The organism is Tardiphaga sp. 172_B4_N1_3 (assembly GCF_052076035.1).
Classification (GTDB): Bacteria; Pseudomonadota; Alphaproteobacteria; order Rhizobiales; family Xanthobacteraceae; genus Tardiphaga; species Tardiphaga robiniae.
Genome location: NZ_CP197238.1, coordinates 2,003,162 through 2,019,174 on the forward strand (window position 1 = coordinate 2,003,162; position 16,013 = coordinate 2,019,174).

At 60.5% G+C, this 16,013-nt stretch carries 17 protein-coding genes and 1 pseudogene; 5 read left to right on the plus strand and 13 right to left on the minus strand.

Features of this window, described 5'->3' with window-relative positions; translation table 11 throughout:
* Window positions 1-17 precede the first annotated feature (17 nt).
* The 5 genes from AB7783_RS09260 to AB7783_RS09280 all read right to left on the minus strand — a co-directional run bounded on the left by AB7783_RS09260 (window position 18) and on the right by AB7783_RS09280 (window position 5,027).
* Window positions 18-419: a DUF1330 domain-containing protein gene (locus AB7783_RS09260; protein WP_441277448.1), complete on the minus strand. Its 402-nt coding sequence runs from the start codon at window positions 417-419 to the stop codon at window positions 18-20.
* Window positions 420-467: 48 nt separating this feature from the next.
* On the minus strand, window positions 468-1,415 hold the full coding sequence (locus AB7783_RS09265) for a Dyp-type peroxidase (RefSeq protein WP_441277449.1): 948 nt from the start codon (window positions 1,413-1,415) through the stop codon (window positions 468-470).
* 69 nt (window positions 1,416-1,484) lie between these two features.
* Window positions 1,485-2,957, minus strand: coding sequence for an amidase (locus AB7783_RS09270; protein ID WP_439064009.1), 1,473 nt, complete (start codon window positions 2,955-2,957; stop codon window positions 1,485-1,487).
* A 239-nt stretch (window positions 2,958-3,196) separates the two neighbouring features.
* Window positions 3,197-4,453, minus strand: coding sequence for an amidohydrolase/deacetylase family metallohydrolase (locus tag AB7783_RS09275; protein ID WP_309945776.1), 1,257 nt, complete (start codon window positions 4,451-4,453; stop codon window positions 3,197-3,199).
* A 214-nt stretch (window positions 4,454-4,667) separates the two neighbouring features.
* The gene (locus AB7783_RS09280) at window positions 4,668-5,027 is read right to left on the minus strand and encodes a hypothetical protein (RefSeq protein ID WP_441279669.1); all 360 of its coding nucleotides are present in this window, start codon (window positions 5,025-5,027) and stop codon (window positions 4,668-4,670) included.
* 203 nt (window positions 5,028-5,230) lie between these two features.
* Here AB7783_RS09280 and AB7783_RS09285 point away from each other — a divergent pair, with 203 nt between their 5' ends.
* On the plus strand, window positions 5,231-5,479 hold the full coding sequence (locus AB7783_RS09285) for a DUF2442 domain-containing protein (protein ID WP_093758356.1): 249 nt from the start codon (window positions 5,231-5,233) through the stop codon (window positions 5,477-5,479).
* 5 nt (window positions 5,480-5,484) lie between these two features.
* Here the strand turns inward: AB7783_RS09285 and AB7783_RS09290 are convergent.
* The 4 genes and pseudogenes from AB7783_RS09290 to AB7783_RS09305 all read right to left on the minus strand — a co-directional run.
* Window positions 5,485-5,634 (minus strand): annotated as a pseudogene (locus tag AB7783_RS09290) (cupin domain-containing protein); the annotation flags it as partial.
* 75 nt (window positions 5,635-5,709) lie between these two features.
* Window positions 5,710-6,198 (minus strand): hypothetical protein, encoded by a 489-nt coding sequence (locus tag AB7783_RS09295; RefSeq protein WP_175365496.1) that lies wholly within the window; start codon window positions 6,196-6,198, stop codon window positions 5,710-5,712.
* A gap of 66 nt (window positions 6,199-6,264) precedes the next feature.
* Window positions 6,265-7,476, minus strand: a complete 1,212-nt coding sequence (locus AB7783_RS09300; RefSeq protein ID WP_441279670.1) for a patatin-like phospholipase family protein — start codon at window positions 7,474-7,476, stop codon at window positions 6,265-6,267.
* Window positions 7,477-7,499: 23 nt separating this feature from the next.
* Window positions 7,500-7,778, minus strand: a complete 279-nt coding sequence (locus tag AB7783_RS09305) for a hypothetical protein (RefSeq protein ID WP_231080520.1) — start codon at window positions 7,776-7,778, stop codon at window positions 7,500-7,502.
* A gap of 236 nt (window positions 7,779-8,014) precedes the next feature.
* Here AB7783_RS09305 and AB7783_RS09310 point away from each other — a divergent pair, with 236 nt between their 5' ends.
* Window positions 8,015-8,641, plus strand: a complete 627-nt coding sequence (locus AB7783_RS09310) for a TetR/AcrR family transcriptional regulator (RefSeq protein ID WP_441277450.1) — start codon at window positions 8,015-8,017, stop codon at window positions 8,639-8,641.
* Window positions 8,642-8,662: 21 nt separating this feature from the next.
* Here the strand turns inward: AB7783_RS09310 and AB7783_RS09315 are convergent, their stop codons facing one another.
* Window positions 8,663-9,211, minus strand: coding sequence for a cupin domain-containing protein (locus AB7783_RS09315; RefSeq protein ID WP_089264656.1), 549 nt, complete (start codon window positions 9,209-9,211; stop codon window positions 8,663-8,665).
* 147 nt (window positions 9,212-9,358) lie between these two features.
* Between AB7783_RS09315 and AB7783_RS09320 the strand changes: the two genes are divergently transcribed.
* The gene (locus tag AB7783_RS09320; RefSeq protein ID WP_244558283.1) at window positions 9,359-10,690 is read left to right on the plus strand and encodes an aspartate aminotransferase family protein; all 1,332 of its coding nucleotides are present in this window, start codon (window positions 9,359-9,361) and stop codon (window positions 10,688-10,690) included.
* An 85-nt stretch (window positions 10,691-10,775) separates the two neighbouring features.
* On the opposite strand, the gene AB7783_RS09325 is transcribed toward AB7783_RS09320, so the two are convergent.
* Window positions 10,776-11,066, minus strand: coding sequence for a hypothetical protein (locus AB7783_RS09325; RefSeq protein WP_093758352.1), 291 nt, complete (start codon window positions 11,064-11,066; stop codon window positions 10,776-10,778).
* Between the two features lie 221 nt (window positions 11,067-11,287).
* A complete protein-coding gene (locus tag AB7783_RS09330) occupies window positions 11,288-11,680 on the minus strand; it encodes a MerR family transcriptional regulator (RefSeq protein WP_441277451.1) in 393 nt (130 codons plus the stop codon).
* Window positions 11,681-11,742: 62 nt separating this feature from the next.
* Here AB7783_RS09330 and AB7783_RS09335 point away from each other — a divergent pair, with 62 nt between their 5' ends.
* Entirely contained in the window at window positions 11,743-12,507 is a 765-nt protein-coding gene (locus AB7783_RS09335; protein WP_441277452.1) for a cation transporter, read from the plus strand.
* Window positions 12,508-12,970: 463 nt separating this feature from the next.
* Here AB7783_RS09335 and AB7783_RS09340 read toward each other — a convergent pair whose 3' ends face one another.
* Entirely contained in the window at window positions 12,971-13,912 is a 942-nt protein-coding gene (locus AB7783_RS09340) for a hypothetical protein (RefSeq protein WP_441277453.1), read from the minus strand.
* A gap of 481 nt (window positions 13,913-14,393) precedes the next feature.
* On the opposite strand from AB7783_RS09340, the gene AB7783_RS09345 reads away from it, so the two are divergent.
* Complete coding sequence (locus AB7783_RS09345) at window positions 14,394-15,140, plus strand: hypothetical protein (RefSeq protein ID WP_441277454.1); 747 nt, start codon at window positions 14,394-14,396, stop codon at window positions 15,138-15,140.
* Window positions 15,141-16,013: the final 873 nt, after the last annotated feature.

Sequence of the window (16,013 nt, forward strand, 5' to 3'; positions counted from 1 at the left end):
ATCCGGTGTCGATCCCCTCAGCCGATCTTGAACTTGCTGTAAGCCTCGCTCGTGCAAATGATCACATGCTCGGCACAGCCGTTGGTCCGGTGCGGGTCGCAGAGATTTTCATAGTCCGGTGACGTCATCATCTCGATGAAGGCTGCAACGGAGGGATAATACACCAGCGCCAGATAGTCCCACTGCTGGTCGTCCGGTTCGCCGAGCGCGACGGCCTTGGCGTCACCGGTCCACAGCAAGGTGCCGCCGCGGGCCTTGATCATCGGCACGGTCAGCGCGCTGTAACGCAGATAGGCGTCCCAGCCCGACCCATCGCCGTCGAGCGAGCGCTCGCGGAATCGCATCAGATTGACCATGACGATCGGGCCCTGGTGCTCCAGCTCTTTGAGCCCCTTGATGTTCAAGAGATCGACACCCATGCACAATCTCCTGTTTCAGCAAGCCGCGGGCAAATAAGCGAACACCGGTTAAGCCTCGGGATCGACATCGTCCAGGAACGTCGCTGTGGGAACGAAGAACAGCGTCCCCGTCACCGCGCGGCTGAAATCCAGCAGATGGTCGTAAGTGCCCGGCGGGTTGCCGATGAACATGTTCTCCAGCATCTTCTCAATGCGCTGCGGGGAACGGGCGTAACCGATGAAATAGGTGCCGAACTCACCTTTGCCCACTTCGCCGAACGGCATGTTGTCGCGCAGGATTTGAAGCTGCTCGCCGTTCTCTTCAATCGACGTCAGGACGTTGTGCGCATACGGCTTCTTCTCGGAATCGCGCTGTTCGATATCGGACAGCTTGTACCGGCCAATGATGTTCTCCTGTTCCTCGACAGGCACCTTGTTCCACCGCGCGACGTCGTGCAGATATTTTTGCACGATCACGTAGCTGCCTCCGGCAAAGCCGGGGTCTTCATCGCCGACAAGGGTGGCCGCGTCGGCGGCCTGACCGACCGGGTTTTCAGTTCCGTCAACAAAGCCGATCAGATCGCGGTCGTCGAAGAATTTGAAACCGTGCACCTCGTCCACGGCCGAGACCGCGTCGGCGAGCCGCGACATGATGTGCGTCGCCAGCTCGAAACAGAGATCCATGCTCGCCGCGCGGATGTGAAAGAGGATGTCACCGGGTGTCGAAACGGCGGTATGCACGCCGCGAATTTCGCGAAACGGATGCAAGTCTTTCGGACCCGGCGCTCCGAACACCCGACTCCAGGCGTCAGAGCCGAACCCCATGATGCAGGACAACTGCCCGTTGAGATTGCGGAATCCCACGCCGCGCAGCAGGCTCGACAGGTCGCCGCACAAGCCACGAACCGCCTTCTCGGGGGCCGGTCCGGGATTGATCGTCACGACCAGGAATATCGCCGCCCGCGTCAGCCTGGCAGCGACCGACTGGGACACGGGAGCCGGTAAGCTTGAAACCATGTTCGATCCATTCGATATCCGCTGTGTCACGCATCTTTAGCACGACGAAGACAAGATACGCCGACACGCCTATTGCCGGCTGACATGCTTTGCCGGCAGCTTACCGCCATTCCACTTGCCATCGATCGCCCGCTCGATCTGCGCGGCCAGTTGCAGCAGTAGGCCGTCATTCGCCTGACGCGTCTGCGCCTGGATGCCGAGCGGCAGCCCGTTTTCCTGCGCCGCCAGCGGCAGCGAGATGCCGGGGATGCCGCACAGATTGGCGAGCGGCGTATAGGCGAAATTCTTCCAGAGATTGGCGAACCAGTCATGCACCGACGGATTGGTGCTGGTGGTGAGATATTCCGATGTGCCGACCTTCGGCGTCGGCTTGGCGGTGATCGGCGTCAGGATGATGTCGTAGCGCTCGAAGAAATTACCGAAAGCGCGCGACGTCGTATTGAACACGGCCTGCATCGCATTGCGCTCGGTATAGGACGTGTTCAGCCCGCTCTCCCAGATCTTGATATTGATCGGCTCCAGCAGATCGGTGGTCGGTTTATCCAAACCGAGCCGCGCCAGATGACCGGCGATGACCTGCGCGAAATTGCTGATGTAGCAGGTCGTCTGCGCCGCAAATGCGTTGCGGAAATCCACCTCCGGCAGCGCCCATTCCACGTGATGGCCGAGCCCTTCGAGCATTTTGCCGACCCGCTCCAGCTCTGCAACGAAATGCGGCGGCGCTTTGTAGTCGCCCCACTCATGCGACAGCGCGATGCGCAGTCTGCCCGGGTCGCGCTTGATGAGATCGCTATAGGGTTCGGCCGGTGACCAGAACGGCATGAATTCGCCGGGTGCGCCGCCGCGGCAGTTGTCGACGAAGGCTGCTGTGTCGCGCACGCTGCGGCTGACGCAGCCCTGGATCGAGACCAACCCGGAGAGATCTGACAGCGCGGGCGCCAGCGAATAGACGCCGCGCGAGACCTTCAGGCCGATCAAGCCGTTCACGCCTGCGGGAATGCGGATCGAACCACCGCCATCCGTGGCGTGGGAGATCGGCAGCACGCCGGCCGCGACCATCGCCGCAGAGCCGGCGGAGGAGCCACAAGTGGTGTAGTCGGTGTCCCAGGGATTGCGGGTGACATAGAGCTTGTTCTCGGCAGAACTGCAGACGCCGAATTCCGGCGTGGTGCTGCGGCCAATGATGTTGAGCCCGGCGCCCCGGATCTTGCCGGTCAGGACGCTGTCCTGCGCGGGGCGATGCCCCTGCATGATCATGGAGCCGAATTCCTGCAGCCGTCCCTTCAGGGTCGGGCCGAGGTCCTTCATCAGGTAAGGAACGCCAGCGAACGCGCCCTCGGCATTCATACCGTCCTTGGCAGGATCGGCAACGACGTCGTCGAACACTTCGACGACGGCATCGAGCGCGGGATTAGTCCTGGCGATGCCGGCCGCAGCCTGCGCCGCCAGATCGGCCGGCGTCAGGTCGCCCTTGCGCACGCGCGCCGCCAGCGCCACGGCGTCATGTTTCGCCCATTCGTCCCAGCTCATCGCCAATGTCATGTCGCACGTCCAATTCGAGATTCGGTTGGTGCGAGCCTAGACCGGATGGCGGTTTTTTCGGAAGCCGTGGCAGGTGCCCTGAGCGCGCGGCAGACGCAGGGCAGACCAGCGTGCGGAATGGCGATTGCCGCCACCCGCCACCGGCGGCGAATTCCGACCGAATGTCGCCCTGCGGCACCATAGCCGGGCCGCCGGCGCCCCGGGTACCGCTTCGCTCACCCGGCTACGCGCCGCTCTCGTCAGTTTGCCGAGAACGGCAGAGAATACGGCCGTCCGAACGGGACCCCGCCGCGCACGGTCTGGACCGCCTTCAGATAGGCCTTGCCGGTGCGGGGCTTGTTCGAGGTGTCGAGCAGTTCGACCGGGCCTTCGACGAGTTCGAGAATGGCCACGTCCGCGGGCGCACCGACCTGCAGCGTGCCGAGCTTGGGCACACGGTTGATGACATTGGCCGGCTTGATCGTGGCGGCCGCAATCACCTGATCGAGCGAGAAGCCGAGCGCGAGAAACTTGCTGAGCACCCAGGGCAAATACGGCCTGCTGGGCGTGTTCGCCGCGGCCACATGGACGTCGCTGGAAATCGTATCGAACACGAGCCCCTGCTGGATCGCCTCCTCGGCGATGTCATAGTCGAAGCTGCCGGCGCCATGGCCGACATCGATGATGACGCCGCGCTTCTTGGCTTCCAGCAGCGCCGGAAGCACCTTGCCGTTCTGCACCGTGTTGTTGCCGAGCGCACTGTAAGGATGAGTCAGGATGTCGCCGGGACGCAACGTATCGACGAGCACCGACAGATCGCCCGGCGCATTGCCGATGTGGCACATCACCCGCCCCTTGGTGCCCGAGCGTTCGACGGCCAGAATGGCGCGTTTCAGCGGTTCGATGCCGTTATTGCCGACGAATGCCAGCGTCTCGCGCACCTTGGCGCCGAGCACGAGATCGGGATTTTCCGCAATCGTGCGCGCCGCGGCATCGACATTGGCGTAATCGATATTCAGCAACTCGCCGACGGGAAAGCCCGCAAGGCCGATGGTCGAGATGTGCACGAAAGCAAACAGCCGGCTGCGCGAATGCCCGACGACATCGCGCTTGAATCCGGCAAACGTGTTGGCGCCGGCATCTCCGGCGCTGACATAGGTCGTCGTCGCCGAGAACGGCACCAGCTCATCCGGCGGAATGCCGATCGCAGACCCATAGGGATAGACATGGGTGTGAAGATCGACGAGGCCGGGCGTCACCAGCTTGCCCTTGGCATCGATGCTCTGCTTTGCGCGCTCCGCTGGAATGCTCGGCTCGACGGCGGCGACCTGCCCGAACTTGATGCCGATATCACGAATGCCGCGCAGATTCTGGCTGGGGTCGATGACCTCGCCGCCGCGGATTACGAGATCGAAATTCTCAGTGGGCTGCTGGCCGAACGTCCCCCCGGATGCGCCAAGCGACCCAAGCATGGCCGCGCCACCTGCCAACACGTCACGTCGTGAAATCTTAGCCACTGATATCTCCGCCCCTGAACCGAAGTCCTGTCAGGCGAAGATAGTGGTCGGAACTCGAAATGTGTTTTCGTTGATTTTGCTTTCACGGCGCTTTTGAACTCCGCCGCGATCAAACAGGAGCAACAGATAGTCGCTGCGATGATTTAATGAGGGTCGCGACAATGTCGACCGAAAGCTTTCACGGGAATCGGCGCTGCGAGATGCGCCGCCTCGCTTAGCCGCAATTCCAGATCGGTCCGATCGGGGTTCGCGTCCAGCATGGGCCCATGCTGCCGCCATTGTACTGACCGCGATAGAAGCCGGGCCGGCCGAAATAATACTTCTCGCCGTCGGACCAGCGGTAATAGACCGGCGTACGGTCGATATACCAATGGCGCCGGTCGCGTTTGGCCATGCGCAGGTCCGCGCGCTTCTGCATGAACAGCGGAATGCTGTTGTTCAGCGGCTGGTGATAACCCGGCAGGAAGCCGTAGCCCTTCCATTGCTGCGGCCTCTTTTTCGCCGGCGCCGCCAGCGCAACGGCGGAAGTGAGCGACAGGACGAGAGCAATCAATAGACACATGAATCGCGACATGCCCACAGCATAGAGATTTGGGGCGCGGGCGGCCATTCAAATTCGGGTGCGCCGCGCTCAGGTCGATACAAGGGACTCGTTGTGTCGTCCGTGACCTCGCCGTGCATCAGAAATCCACCCTAGGTTGCACTTCACGTGATCCGGGCTACACTCACGGAACATCACGCGAAAGCCATATCGCGACCTGATCCTGAAGGCGTGGCATGACCATTTCGGCAACCAGCGTCCGTTTCGATGACGCAAGCATGTGGGTCGAACTGACCGACGGGCGAACGCTCGGCGTTCCCCTCGCTTGGTATCCGCGCCTGCTGAATGCCACGCCCGAGCAGCGCAATCAGGTCGAGATCGGCCGCCACGGTCTGCATTGGGAAGCCCTTGACGAGGATATCTCAATCGCCGGCTTGATCGCCGGTCGTGGTGACCTCACGCATCGCTCGGAGAGCGCAGCTTAGATCATTCAAAACGTCGGCGGCGTGCAGACGCTGATCACCTCGCAGGATTTCGCGCCGACGCAGCGAAAGCGATGCGTGCGTCGGCTTTAGAAACAACAGGCATCGCCGGAAGCGAGGATGCGTCGTTCTTCGTGGACGCTCACCTCCCGCGAGCCATTAGCACTTGCACCCTGCCTCGCCTCGCAACGTGCCCCTGTGAAGCGCCGTGGATCTCCGAGCAACGATCCGGATCAGTTTCTGCTCATATTGATGGTGACGTTCCGGATGTCGCCTTCGGACGATATGGAGAAAGACTGCTTGTTGCCGCGCGTCGAGAGCGACAGGCTGGCCGAGAAGCCCGGCGCGTCGATGACGGCCGAGATGAGACCGCCGGACTCCCTGCCCGCGATGCTTCCGCTGATTCCGCGACTGGTTTCGCTCCATGTTCCGGCGATGGTCCCATCCTGGCTGACCACGTCGCTGTTGAGATCGAAGCGGTAGCTGTCGCTCGCACAACGCAAGCTTTGCAGAAGCCGCCTTTCGCCATTGCTGACCTGGTATGTCGCCTTGCAGCGAAGCCGCTCCTTGGATCCGTCGGACAGCGAGATCGCTCCTGCGCCTGCCCAGGATCCGGTAAGACCTGTGAACGGCGGCGACTGCGCCGCCGCCGAACCTGAGGCGGCGACAAGCAGGATCGACACCAGCGCAATCCGGCGGGGTGAAACGATCTTGCGAAGCATGGAAAGTCTCATGAGGTCACTCCTGTTTCAGCACGCATGTGCCGGGTTTGAACGTCGCGTCGCGCATCAGTTGCCGCTTGCGACTTGCCGCGTGATTGCTGTGTGTGACGCCGCCACGGCATCCTGATCGTCGGAGGGCGGCGATTTCGACCAGAGACGGTTGCCCCGCGCCCTCTCATAACCGTACTGGAACAGCGCGCGCATATAGGCGGTGTCGAAGCCGGACATCGGCGATGGCGGTCGATCGCCCTCGATATAGGTCAGATTGAATTCGAACTTGTTGCGGCGGGCGAAGGCATAGGTGTTGTAAAGGATGGAGCGTGTCTGAATCTTCGTCACAGTCGATGACGCCCGCGCAGCGATTTCGATGGTGGAATTGGGAATGACCTGAAATTCCCGTTCGATCTTGTTGTTGATCAGGACGTAGAGTTGCAGCTTCTCTGCCCTGGCGAATGTGGCGTCGCGCAGCAGGAAAGCCTCCGGCAATGTCAGGACAGGCGCGGTGACGCCGCCATCGACATGCATCTCCTCGAAGCGCTTGCCGTTCGCCTCCGCGGTCACCAGCATCGGCGGAAACACCACGGGCAGGCTCGCCGAAGCCGCGACAACATCCCGGAACAGGTTCAGTGCTTCGGGCGTACGCAGCGAAGCGATCCGTCCCATGTCCCAGATGGCGGTGCGCTGGGAGTCCAGGTTGGTCGTGACGACGAACAGCATCCGCCCCTTCGCATGTTCGGCTGCGACAGCCGCGACAAAGGTCTCGTCGATATACTTCGCCACCAGCTCGCGCAGCCGCGTGTTGCCGAACAGGCCAGAACCAAAGATCGCATTGAACGGATTGGGTGCATCGAGCAGGCTCGCGGCAACGCCGCTGGTGTAGACGTCACGCAAGGTCGCGTCATAGTCGGGACCGAGAAATGCGAAGGGCGCGATCAGTGCGCCGGTGCTCACACCGGAGACCATCGAGAACGACGGGCGCGTCCCTGCCTCGGTCCAGCCATTGAGCACGCCGGCGCCATAGGCGCCGTCCGCCCCGCCTCCGGACAGCGCCAGATAGGTTCGAGGCCCCCGCAACACGACCTGGTTCTGACCGCTTCGGAAAGTCGAAGCCGGTTCGTCCGCATAACGGCGCAGGTCCGTAAGATCGAGAACGCGCGCGGTGGATGCATCCGTGACGCTGTGCGGTGTCCGTGGCAATGACGAACATCCGGCCACCAGAAGGCTCAGCGCCGCAACGACAAGCAACGAAACCGACGGCCGCCAACGGTAGCCACGCATGACATGTTCGGTCAGGAGAGCGCTCACGGGTTCGACGCCCCGTCCATAGAACCGCGTCGCTGGGCGACCTGAAGGGATGCCGCCGCGGGTTGAGCGACGAGTTCGAGGTAGTCCCGGTGGATCGCCTGGACGGTCGTGCGCTCGTCGAACTTGACCCGCCAACTGCTCGGCGAGCCGCGGCCCACGATAACTCCCTGGCGATCGCCGTATTTGGGATGCCGCTCACGACCGAGAACGCTCATCCGGACACGGGCACCGCGGAACAGTCGCGGCGGCGATGCGTCACTATCCGCATTCATCATGCAGCCCTCGCCCGGTTGGGCGCCTGATGGGCAATCAGTTTCGCTTTCGCTGTGGCCACGGTTTCGATCAGCTTGCGTCGCCGATCTGCGGGGCCGGCCGCATCGGCTGGCAACGGAGACATCATTTTGAAAGCACTATGCATTTGACCGCGCGTGTTAAGTGAGCAATCACTCACTATTATTGACTGACTCAAAAGTCAATAGCGGCCCTGCCAGGGATCGATTATCCTGGTCCCATGAATGCTGAGCTGAAGAAGCGCGCCCGACGAAAAGCGGAACGACCGATCGAGATCCTCGACGCGGCCTTCGAGGAATTCGCCAAAAACGGCTATGCGGCGACCCGGCTGGAGGATGTCGCCGCCCGCGCCTCCGTCACCAAGGGCACGATCTATTTCTACTTCGAAACCAAGGAGCGCGTGTTCGACGAGATGATCCGATACAAGTCCCAGGCGTTCTTTCCCGAACTGGAAAGCTATGCCGGGACACTGGAAGGATCATACAACGCACGCCTGCGTGCGCTCATGGTCTTCGTGTATCGCAAGATTGCCGAGGACAGACCTTTCCGCGAAACACTCCGCTTCCTGATCGCCGACGGCTCCCGCTTCCCCGACCTTGTGGACCGGCACTATGACGAGTTCATGCGGCCGATCATCGATCAGTTCCGAATGGTGATCGAAGCGGGAGTCGCGGCTGGTGAATTCCGCCCGTCGCAGGCAAGCACATTCACCGAAATCGTGATGAGCCCGGCGCTGCTGTTGACCGTGTGGTCACTGCTATTTGGAACGCGAAGGCAGATCGACGTCGCGGTCTTCACCGATGCCAGTATCGACCTGCTGATGCGAGGAATCGATACGTCACGTTAGCCCGGGCGTGAGCTTAGGTCCTCAAAACGTCGGCGGCGTGCACGCACTGATCACTTCGCAGGGTTTCGCGCCGACGCAGCGAAAGCGATGCGGACGGCGGCTTTCGAAATAATAGGCATCGCCGGGATCGAGGATGCGGCGCTCCTCGTCGACGGTCACTTCCAGCCGGCCTGACACCACGATGCCACCCTCCTCGCCGTCATGCACCAGCGGCACCCGTCCGGTGTCGCTGCCCGGCTCGTAGCGCTCCTTCAGTATCTGCAGGCTGCGGCCGAACAGATTGTCGCCAACCTGGCGATAGGAGATCGGCGTCTTGCCGATTTCGGTCAGCTCATCCGAGCGGTAGAATGCCTTGCGCGGCCGGTCCGGCTCGATGGCGAAGAAGTCGGCGAGCCCCATCGGAATGCCATCGAGAATACGCTTGAGCGCGCCGACCGACGGGTTCATCTGGTTGGACTCGATCAGCGAGATCGTCGAATTGGTCACGCCCGCGCGCTTGGCCAGTTCACGCTGCGACAGCTTGTGACGCCCACGCACGAAGCGCAGCCGTTCGCCTAGATCGATGGTCACGCCAAATCCCTGTTGCGAGTGTTTCGGATCGAACAAATATGACCCGGCCCATTCAATAAAATCAACAGGTTAATCAGATCGAGAAAAGGACTTGTTGCATTCGGGCGAACATGATCCAGATGCTGAATCAGCCAAGGGAGCCGCGCCGTGACCGTTCATCAGATTCCGAACACGCTACAACTCGAGTCGTTCTGGATGCCGTTCACGGCCAACCGCCAGTTCAAGGCGGCACCGCGCATGTTCGCATCCGCGCAGGGCATGTATTACACCACCGAAGACGGCCGCAAGGTGATCGACGGATCGGCTGGCCTCTGGTGCACCAATGCCGGCCACGGCCGCCGCGAGATCGCCAGCGCCGTTGAGAAGCAGCTCACCACCCTCGACTTCGCCCCCGCATTCCAGATGGGCCATCCGCTCGCCTTCGAATTCGCCAATCGTCTGGCCGAGATCGCACCCGCCGGCCTCGACCGCATCTTCTTCACCAATTCCGGTTCGGAGTCGGGCGATACCGCGCTGAAGATCGCGCTGGCCTATCATCGCGCCAACGGCCAGGCCTCGCGCACGCGCCTGATCGGCAGGGAGCGCGGCTATCACGGCGTCGGCTTCGGCGGCACCTCGGTCGGCGGCATGGTCAATAACCGCCGCGCCTTCTCGTCAGCCCAACTACCCGGCACCGACCACATCCGCCACACCCACGATCTCGCACGCAACGCGTTCTCGAAGGATCTGCCCGAACACGGCGCCGAACTGGCTGATGACGTCGAACGGCTGGTCGCGCTGCATGGCGCCGACACCATTGCCGCCGTCATCGTCGAGCCGGTGCCCGGTTCGACCGGCGTGCTGCCGCCGCCGAAGAACTATCTGCAGCGCCTGCGCGAGCTCTGCACCAAGCACGGCATCCTGTTGATCTTCGACGAAGTCATCACCGGTTTCGGCCGTCTCGGCACGCCGTTCGCCGCAAATTATTTCGGCGTGACGCCGGACCTGATGACCACCGCGAAAGGCATCACCAACGGCACCGTGCCCTGCGGCGCCGTGTTCGCCAGCCGCAAGATCTATGATGGGCTGATGACCGGTCCGGAAAGCCAGATCGAGCTGTTCCACGGCTACACCTATTCGGCGCATCCCGTCGCCTGCGCCGCGGGCATCGCGACGCTGGACATCTACAAGAGCGAGGGACTGCTGACGCGCGGTGCCTCGCTGTCCGACTACTGGCGCGATAGCCTGCACGCGCTCCGCGACCTGCCCAATGTCATCGACATCCGCAATTGCGGCCTGATGGGCGCCGTCGAACTGGCGCCCCGCAAGGATGCACCGGCTGCGCGCGGCTATGACGTCATGGTCGACTGCTTCAACCGCGGCCTCTATCTGCGCCAGAGCGGCGACGCCTTCGCGATGTCGCCGCCCCTCATCGTCGAGAAGAACCAGATCGACGAGATCGTTTCGATCCTGAGCGACGCCATCAAGCGCGTCGCCTGAGTCCACACACCGTCTGATCCAACAAGGCCCGGATGAAGCGCCTGCTTCATCCGGGCCTTTGTTGTTTAAGAGATCCGGTTGTCGATCAACTCGCGCTGCCATGCGCCCGCGCGCACATCCGTGTCACATGATCCGCGCTCATCACCGGCGTCGGCGCAACGGTGTCGCTCGAACCTGTGCTGGTCGTCCATGAGAGACCGCCGAGCGACGCCATGACAGGCGCTATGGCAAAGCGCGACATCATCGCGACATTCACCATCGCCGGCACGTCGACGCGGGGATGGCTGACGATCGCGTCCACGATCAGGCCGAAGGCGGCCAGTCCCAGTGTTCGCTTGCGAGATCTGATTGAGGTCTTGCGGAATTGGATCGGCATCGCGGGCTCATTGGCTTGAGGATGCGCACGCACCGGAGTCGGAGTGCGCCGACGCGTCGACGTCGCGCGCCATTTTAGCGATCAACTGTGACCATCCGGTCTGATGCCACGAACAACAAAGCTCGCAACCGATCACGTCGTGAAGAGTCGCCCGATATCGGTCATCACATCTTCACGAGGACGAGTACCCGAAGCATGGCGAGCAACCGCCGTGCTCCGTGTCATCCGGACAGCGTCTCGATCACCCGGCAGTCACCGACCCTGCCATGACTGCACTCTTCCACCATGCGCTTCAATTCTCCGCGTAAAGCGGTGAGTTGCGCAATCCGGCGCTCGACGTCCGACAAGTGCCGGCGCGTGATCCGATCGACCTCTGCGCAAGACTGATCGGGTCCCTCGCTCAGGGTCAGCAATTCGGCGATATCGGCGATCTCGAAGCCGAGCTCGCGTGCGTGCCGGATGAAATTCAGGCGGGCGACATCCTCGGGGCGATAACGGCGCTGCTTTCCCTCAGTCCTTGTGGGCGCGGCCAGTAGACCAATCCCCTCGTAGTAACGGATCGTCGGCACCTTGATGCCCGTCAGGCGCGACGCTTCTCCGATTGCGTAATCCATTTTTCCCTTGAACCTCTAGTCGCTAGAGGTTGTACGCTTGTCTCACGTTGAGAGAAAGCGCGATGTCCGACAAGACCTGTTGCACCACCGATACCTGTTGCGAGCCGCCGCCCATCGATTTTTCGAAGGCGAACGCGAAGCCTGTCTCCCCGGCGGCTTGCGGGACCGAGGCATGTGGTTGCTCCGGCGGCGCTCCGGTCTTCGACGGCGTCGATCCCCGCTACAAGCGCGTGCTGTGGACGGTCATTGCCATCAACGGCATCATGTTTCTTGTCGAGATGATCGCGGGACAAATCGCGGGATCGCAGGCGCTGAAAGCGGATGCGCTCGACTTCCTCGGCGATACCGTCACTTACGGGCTGAGCCTCGCGGTCATCGGCACCGGCATCAGGACGCGGGCAACGGCGGCTTTGTTCAAGGGCCTTTCGCTCAGCGTCATGGCTCTATGGGTGTTCGGTTCGACCGTCTACCACACGCTTATCCTGGGCGTTCCAAGTGCCGAGGTTATGGGCGCCATCGGCTTCCTGGCGCTGGCAGCCAATCTCGCCTCGGTGCTGCTCCTGATGCGTTACAAGGACGGCGACGCCAATGTGCGCTCTGTCTGGCTGTGTTCCCGCAACGATGCCATCGGCAACGTCATTGTCATGTTCGCAGCCCTGGGAGTCTGGGGCTCGTCGAGCGCGTGGCCGGATCTGGCGGTTGCCGCCGTGATGGCCTTCATATTTCTCTCCTCCTCGGTGCAGATACTCCGTCAGGCCTGGACTGAATATTCCGAACAGCCCGCGCCCGTCCGGTATTATGGCGCAAACGTCACAAGACATTCTTGATGTGCGGTCCTATTTCAGGCCATGCCCAGAGCCGAAATCGCATCCAAGCAAGCCATCTTCACGTTAACGCAACTTCGCCCCGAACTGGCGGGAAAGCTTGCGGGCAACAAGCGGGCTGCTGTGACGCTGCGTACATCCATGATCCAGGTGGAAGCTATACTGCAAATGCCTCAGCCGGGTTTCAGCGTCCCGCCGCCATTGCTGCGAAGCGTCGTCACAAGAGCAATCCTGGGTTCAAGCACGAACGCTATTCAGGAGTGCGGTGGACGCCCTGTGGCGAGCTGAGGCTCCAATGACAGCGCGAAATTGCGGGGGCATTGGTGGCTGACAAGACACCTACTGCGAGAGCAGGTCATCGACCTTCAAGCGGCAATGCTGGCCGCGCTCCGGAAACGTAATGGCGTGACGGTGGTTGGCGATGGAGTACCCGCACGGTGGCGATTGGCCCAAGGCAACGCTGCCGCTAGTCCGACCTAGCCAACCATCCTTCAACGCTGCCGAAATGATGCACCTTATCTCCAAACTCAGACCTTAGCGTGTTAGCAACATTTTGGTCTGGGTTGATGACTTCAATCGATTGCGAGGCATTACACCACCGCGAGTATAGATCGGCCAAATCGGCATCACTCTTTGTGAAGCCTACGCCCCAAAACGTCACCACAGTAGGCTTCAGGTCTAAAATTGGCTTCAAGATCATTCCAGCTGCTGGGTGATCGCTGAACTTCTTATTGAATCGTGGCGGAATGAAACCTGCGTAATTCCTTGCCCCGCTCGCAGGTTGAGGACTCCCGGGCCAATCCAGCTTGCCGAAAGCAAATGAGCCCTTTTCCATGTCAACGACCATATTTATTGAACCATGAGGCTTAGCGATCCAAATGGCATCCGACGGAGGTCGATTGGGCAGAAACGTGATTGTTTTTCCGGCTTGCTCGGCGCCTATTTCGAAAAGAGTATCGTAATTTAGATCTAAGACTACATCGTCATTGTTTAGTCCGGCGGCGACTTTGGGAGACAATTGCAATGGAGCGTCAACAATGCTTTTGCTCCAGAGCCCCTGAGACAACATGAAGACAAGCGGACTCAGAATTCCGTGCATCGTGAGGTTTTCCCATTCGCCCGGAAATCTCTCACGTTCATTCCACGCAAATTCAAAGAATAGCTCAATATTAAATTCGCTGGAGCGCGTGCTTTCTAGTTCGTAGAACACTTCGCGTGCATCACAATGCGCAGGGATGACAATGCCACCTCTATTTAAATAGGCACTCAAGAATGCCGCCGGATTGTAGTCGGACCACATTTTGCGGCTAAAATTACTTATTAGCGGCAGACATAAATTCTCCGCTAGGTTAGCAGCCCTACATTCGGCGTAACTGGCGCCAGCGCCAACGATCAAATGTCGCGTCACTCGTATTCTCCATAACGCTGCCAGTACCCCGTAAAATCGACGCTCTTGCCACGCTTCATCGTGAGTGACCCGCTTTCCCAAAGAACGGGTTCAGCGACATTCCGCGGCTCAGGGCACAGCTTTCTATGAATACGGCCCTCTCAAGGAACGTCAAGTCGAGGGCGTCACTGCCGGAACTCATGCTGTTTGGGTGTGGGGAGAAGTTACTTATGAAGACATTTTCCACCAGTCGCGGAAAACCAAATTTCGCTTGGTGTTCAGAAACACCAAGACTGAGCCGCCCGGCGGCATGAGCGTTGACGAAGCTGGAAACGAGGCTGATTAATACGGCCAAAGCCGTTCGTGCCCCCATAAGCCTCGCGCCTTGTACGCAACCTCTCGCCACTTCCGCCAGCTTTCAATGGCCAATCGCACCGCAGCAATGACCACAAGTAACCAAACCTCAGCGAGCGCCAGAAAAACCAGAACAGTGAGGGTGCTAATGTTCGACGTCACTTCTGAGGGCGCCAATTTCTGGTTTGACGCATTCAATGTGATGCTTTTCGTCGGGGCCTTTGCTGTCGCCGTCGGCACATATGGTTCAATTAGGATGGGTGCCGCAAAAGAACGATTTTCTGACGAGCGCACTTCTGCGAATGAGGCGAAAACGCAACGCGCGGTGGCTGATTCAGATGCGGCGAAGGAGGGGGCAGCTAAGGCGAATGAGCGTATAGCTGAATTGTCGACGCGGGCCGCCGAGGCGAATGCCCGCACAAAGGAAGCTGAAGAGAGCTTAGAGCGGCTTAAGCTGCAAACCGGTCCAAGGATGCTCGATGTCACGAAGTTGAAAGATGCCTTATCGGTTGTAAAGACCAAGGCTTCTGTCAATTTGAAGTTTGCTAAAGACCAGTCCGAGCCTTGGTGGTTCGCAAACCAGATATATATGGCGCTCATACAATTGCAGTGGGAGGTTTCTTGGCCGACGCTTATTGAACCGGAAGATACGCCGCCCAATTCCATTCCTGGCGTGCCTCCCATGTCCGGTCTACTTCTTATTTCAAACAACCAAAAAGATATGGAGGATGAGACGACGCCTCTTGGCGCGCTGTTGAAGGGATTAGCCGCATCAGCAATGACAGCGCACATATCCGCAGACCCGAGGGTCCCTAATGATGTCGTGAAGATATTGGTTTCCGGGCGGACTTTGGTGTTACTCGCGCCGCCAAAGGACGCGCCTAAGCAGCAGTAGAAAATCACGGCCAACCGAAAGCACTAGCTAAAAACGTCGCTCATTCGGAAAACGCTTTGTTCAGAGCGCTTGTGGCGTTTGCGCCATAATACCGCGCCCGTCGGCATTTCCGGGCGTTCCCGAACCTGACGCAGCGATAATCATGAAAATAATCCTTGACGTCACTTCGATGTAGATTATATTCTCCTGCATCCCGTCCCACTTTGAGGGGCGTTGCCAGGGACGCTTGTTAGCGCGGGGCGGGATGTGGCGCCTGCGGGCGGGAGGGAGACGTTCCCTCACGCACTCGGGAGGCCTTGGGTCACCGTCCGGCCCCACTACGGGGGTCTGCCACTCATGCTGGCTGGACGTGGCATTGGTGAACGGCGGGAAACCGTCGGGATAAGCGGACTGCGGAGGTCTGCGCCTTTGCCCGGAAGAACGGTCCCGGGGACAGAAATCGCCACGATGGAGCGTCGAAAGGCGTTTCCGCGGCCTCTGCTGTCCGGCGATCCGGACACTACGCTGCGGCACTGTACCCAAGTCGCGCCTTTCGGCGCTTCATCTCCCTCATTTTCGAGGGAGAGCACCGGGACTGCCACTCACGCGCTCAGGCGCGGGCATCGATGGTGTACGCCCATCCCCTCACCTGCATCACAGCAATCAACAAGGTCGTCACGGGAGGTCACATGCTCCTTGGTCACAAGAATCCGCGTCTCACATCGACAAATTCCACGCTGCGGCAGCAGACGTTAGCGGCCTTTCGTCTACTTTCCCCGTTACCATGCGATGCGGTAGCCTGCATGCGGGACTCTGCATCCCGCGACATCCGTCACGGCGCAGAACGGGCAGACAACAAGAAGAACGGTCTGCGATCCGAGGCAGGCGCTTTGG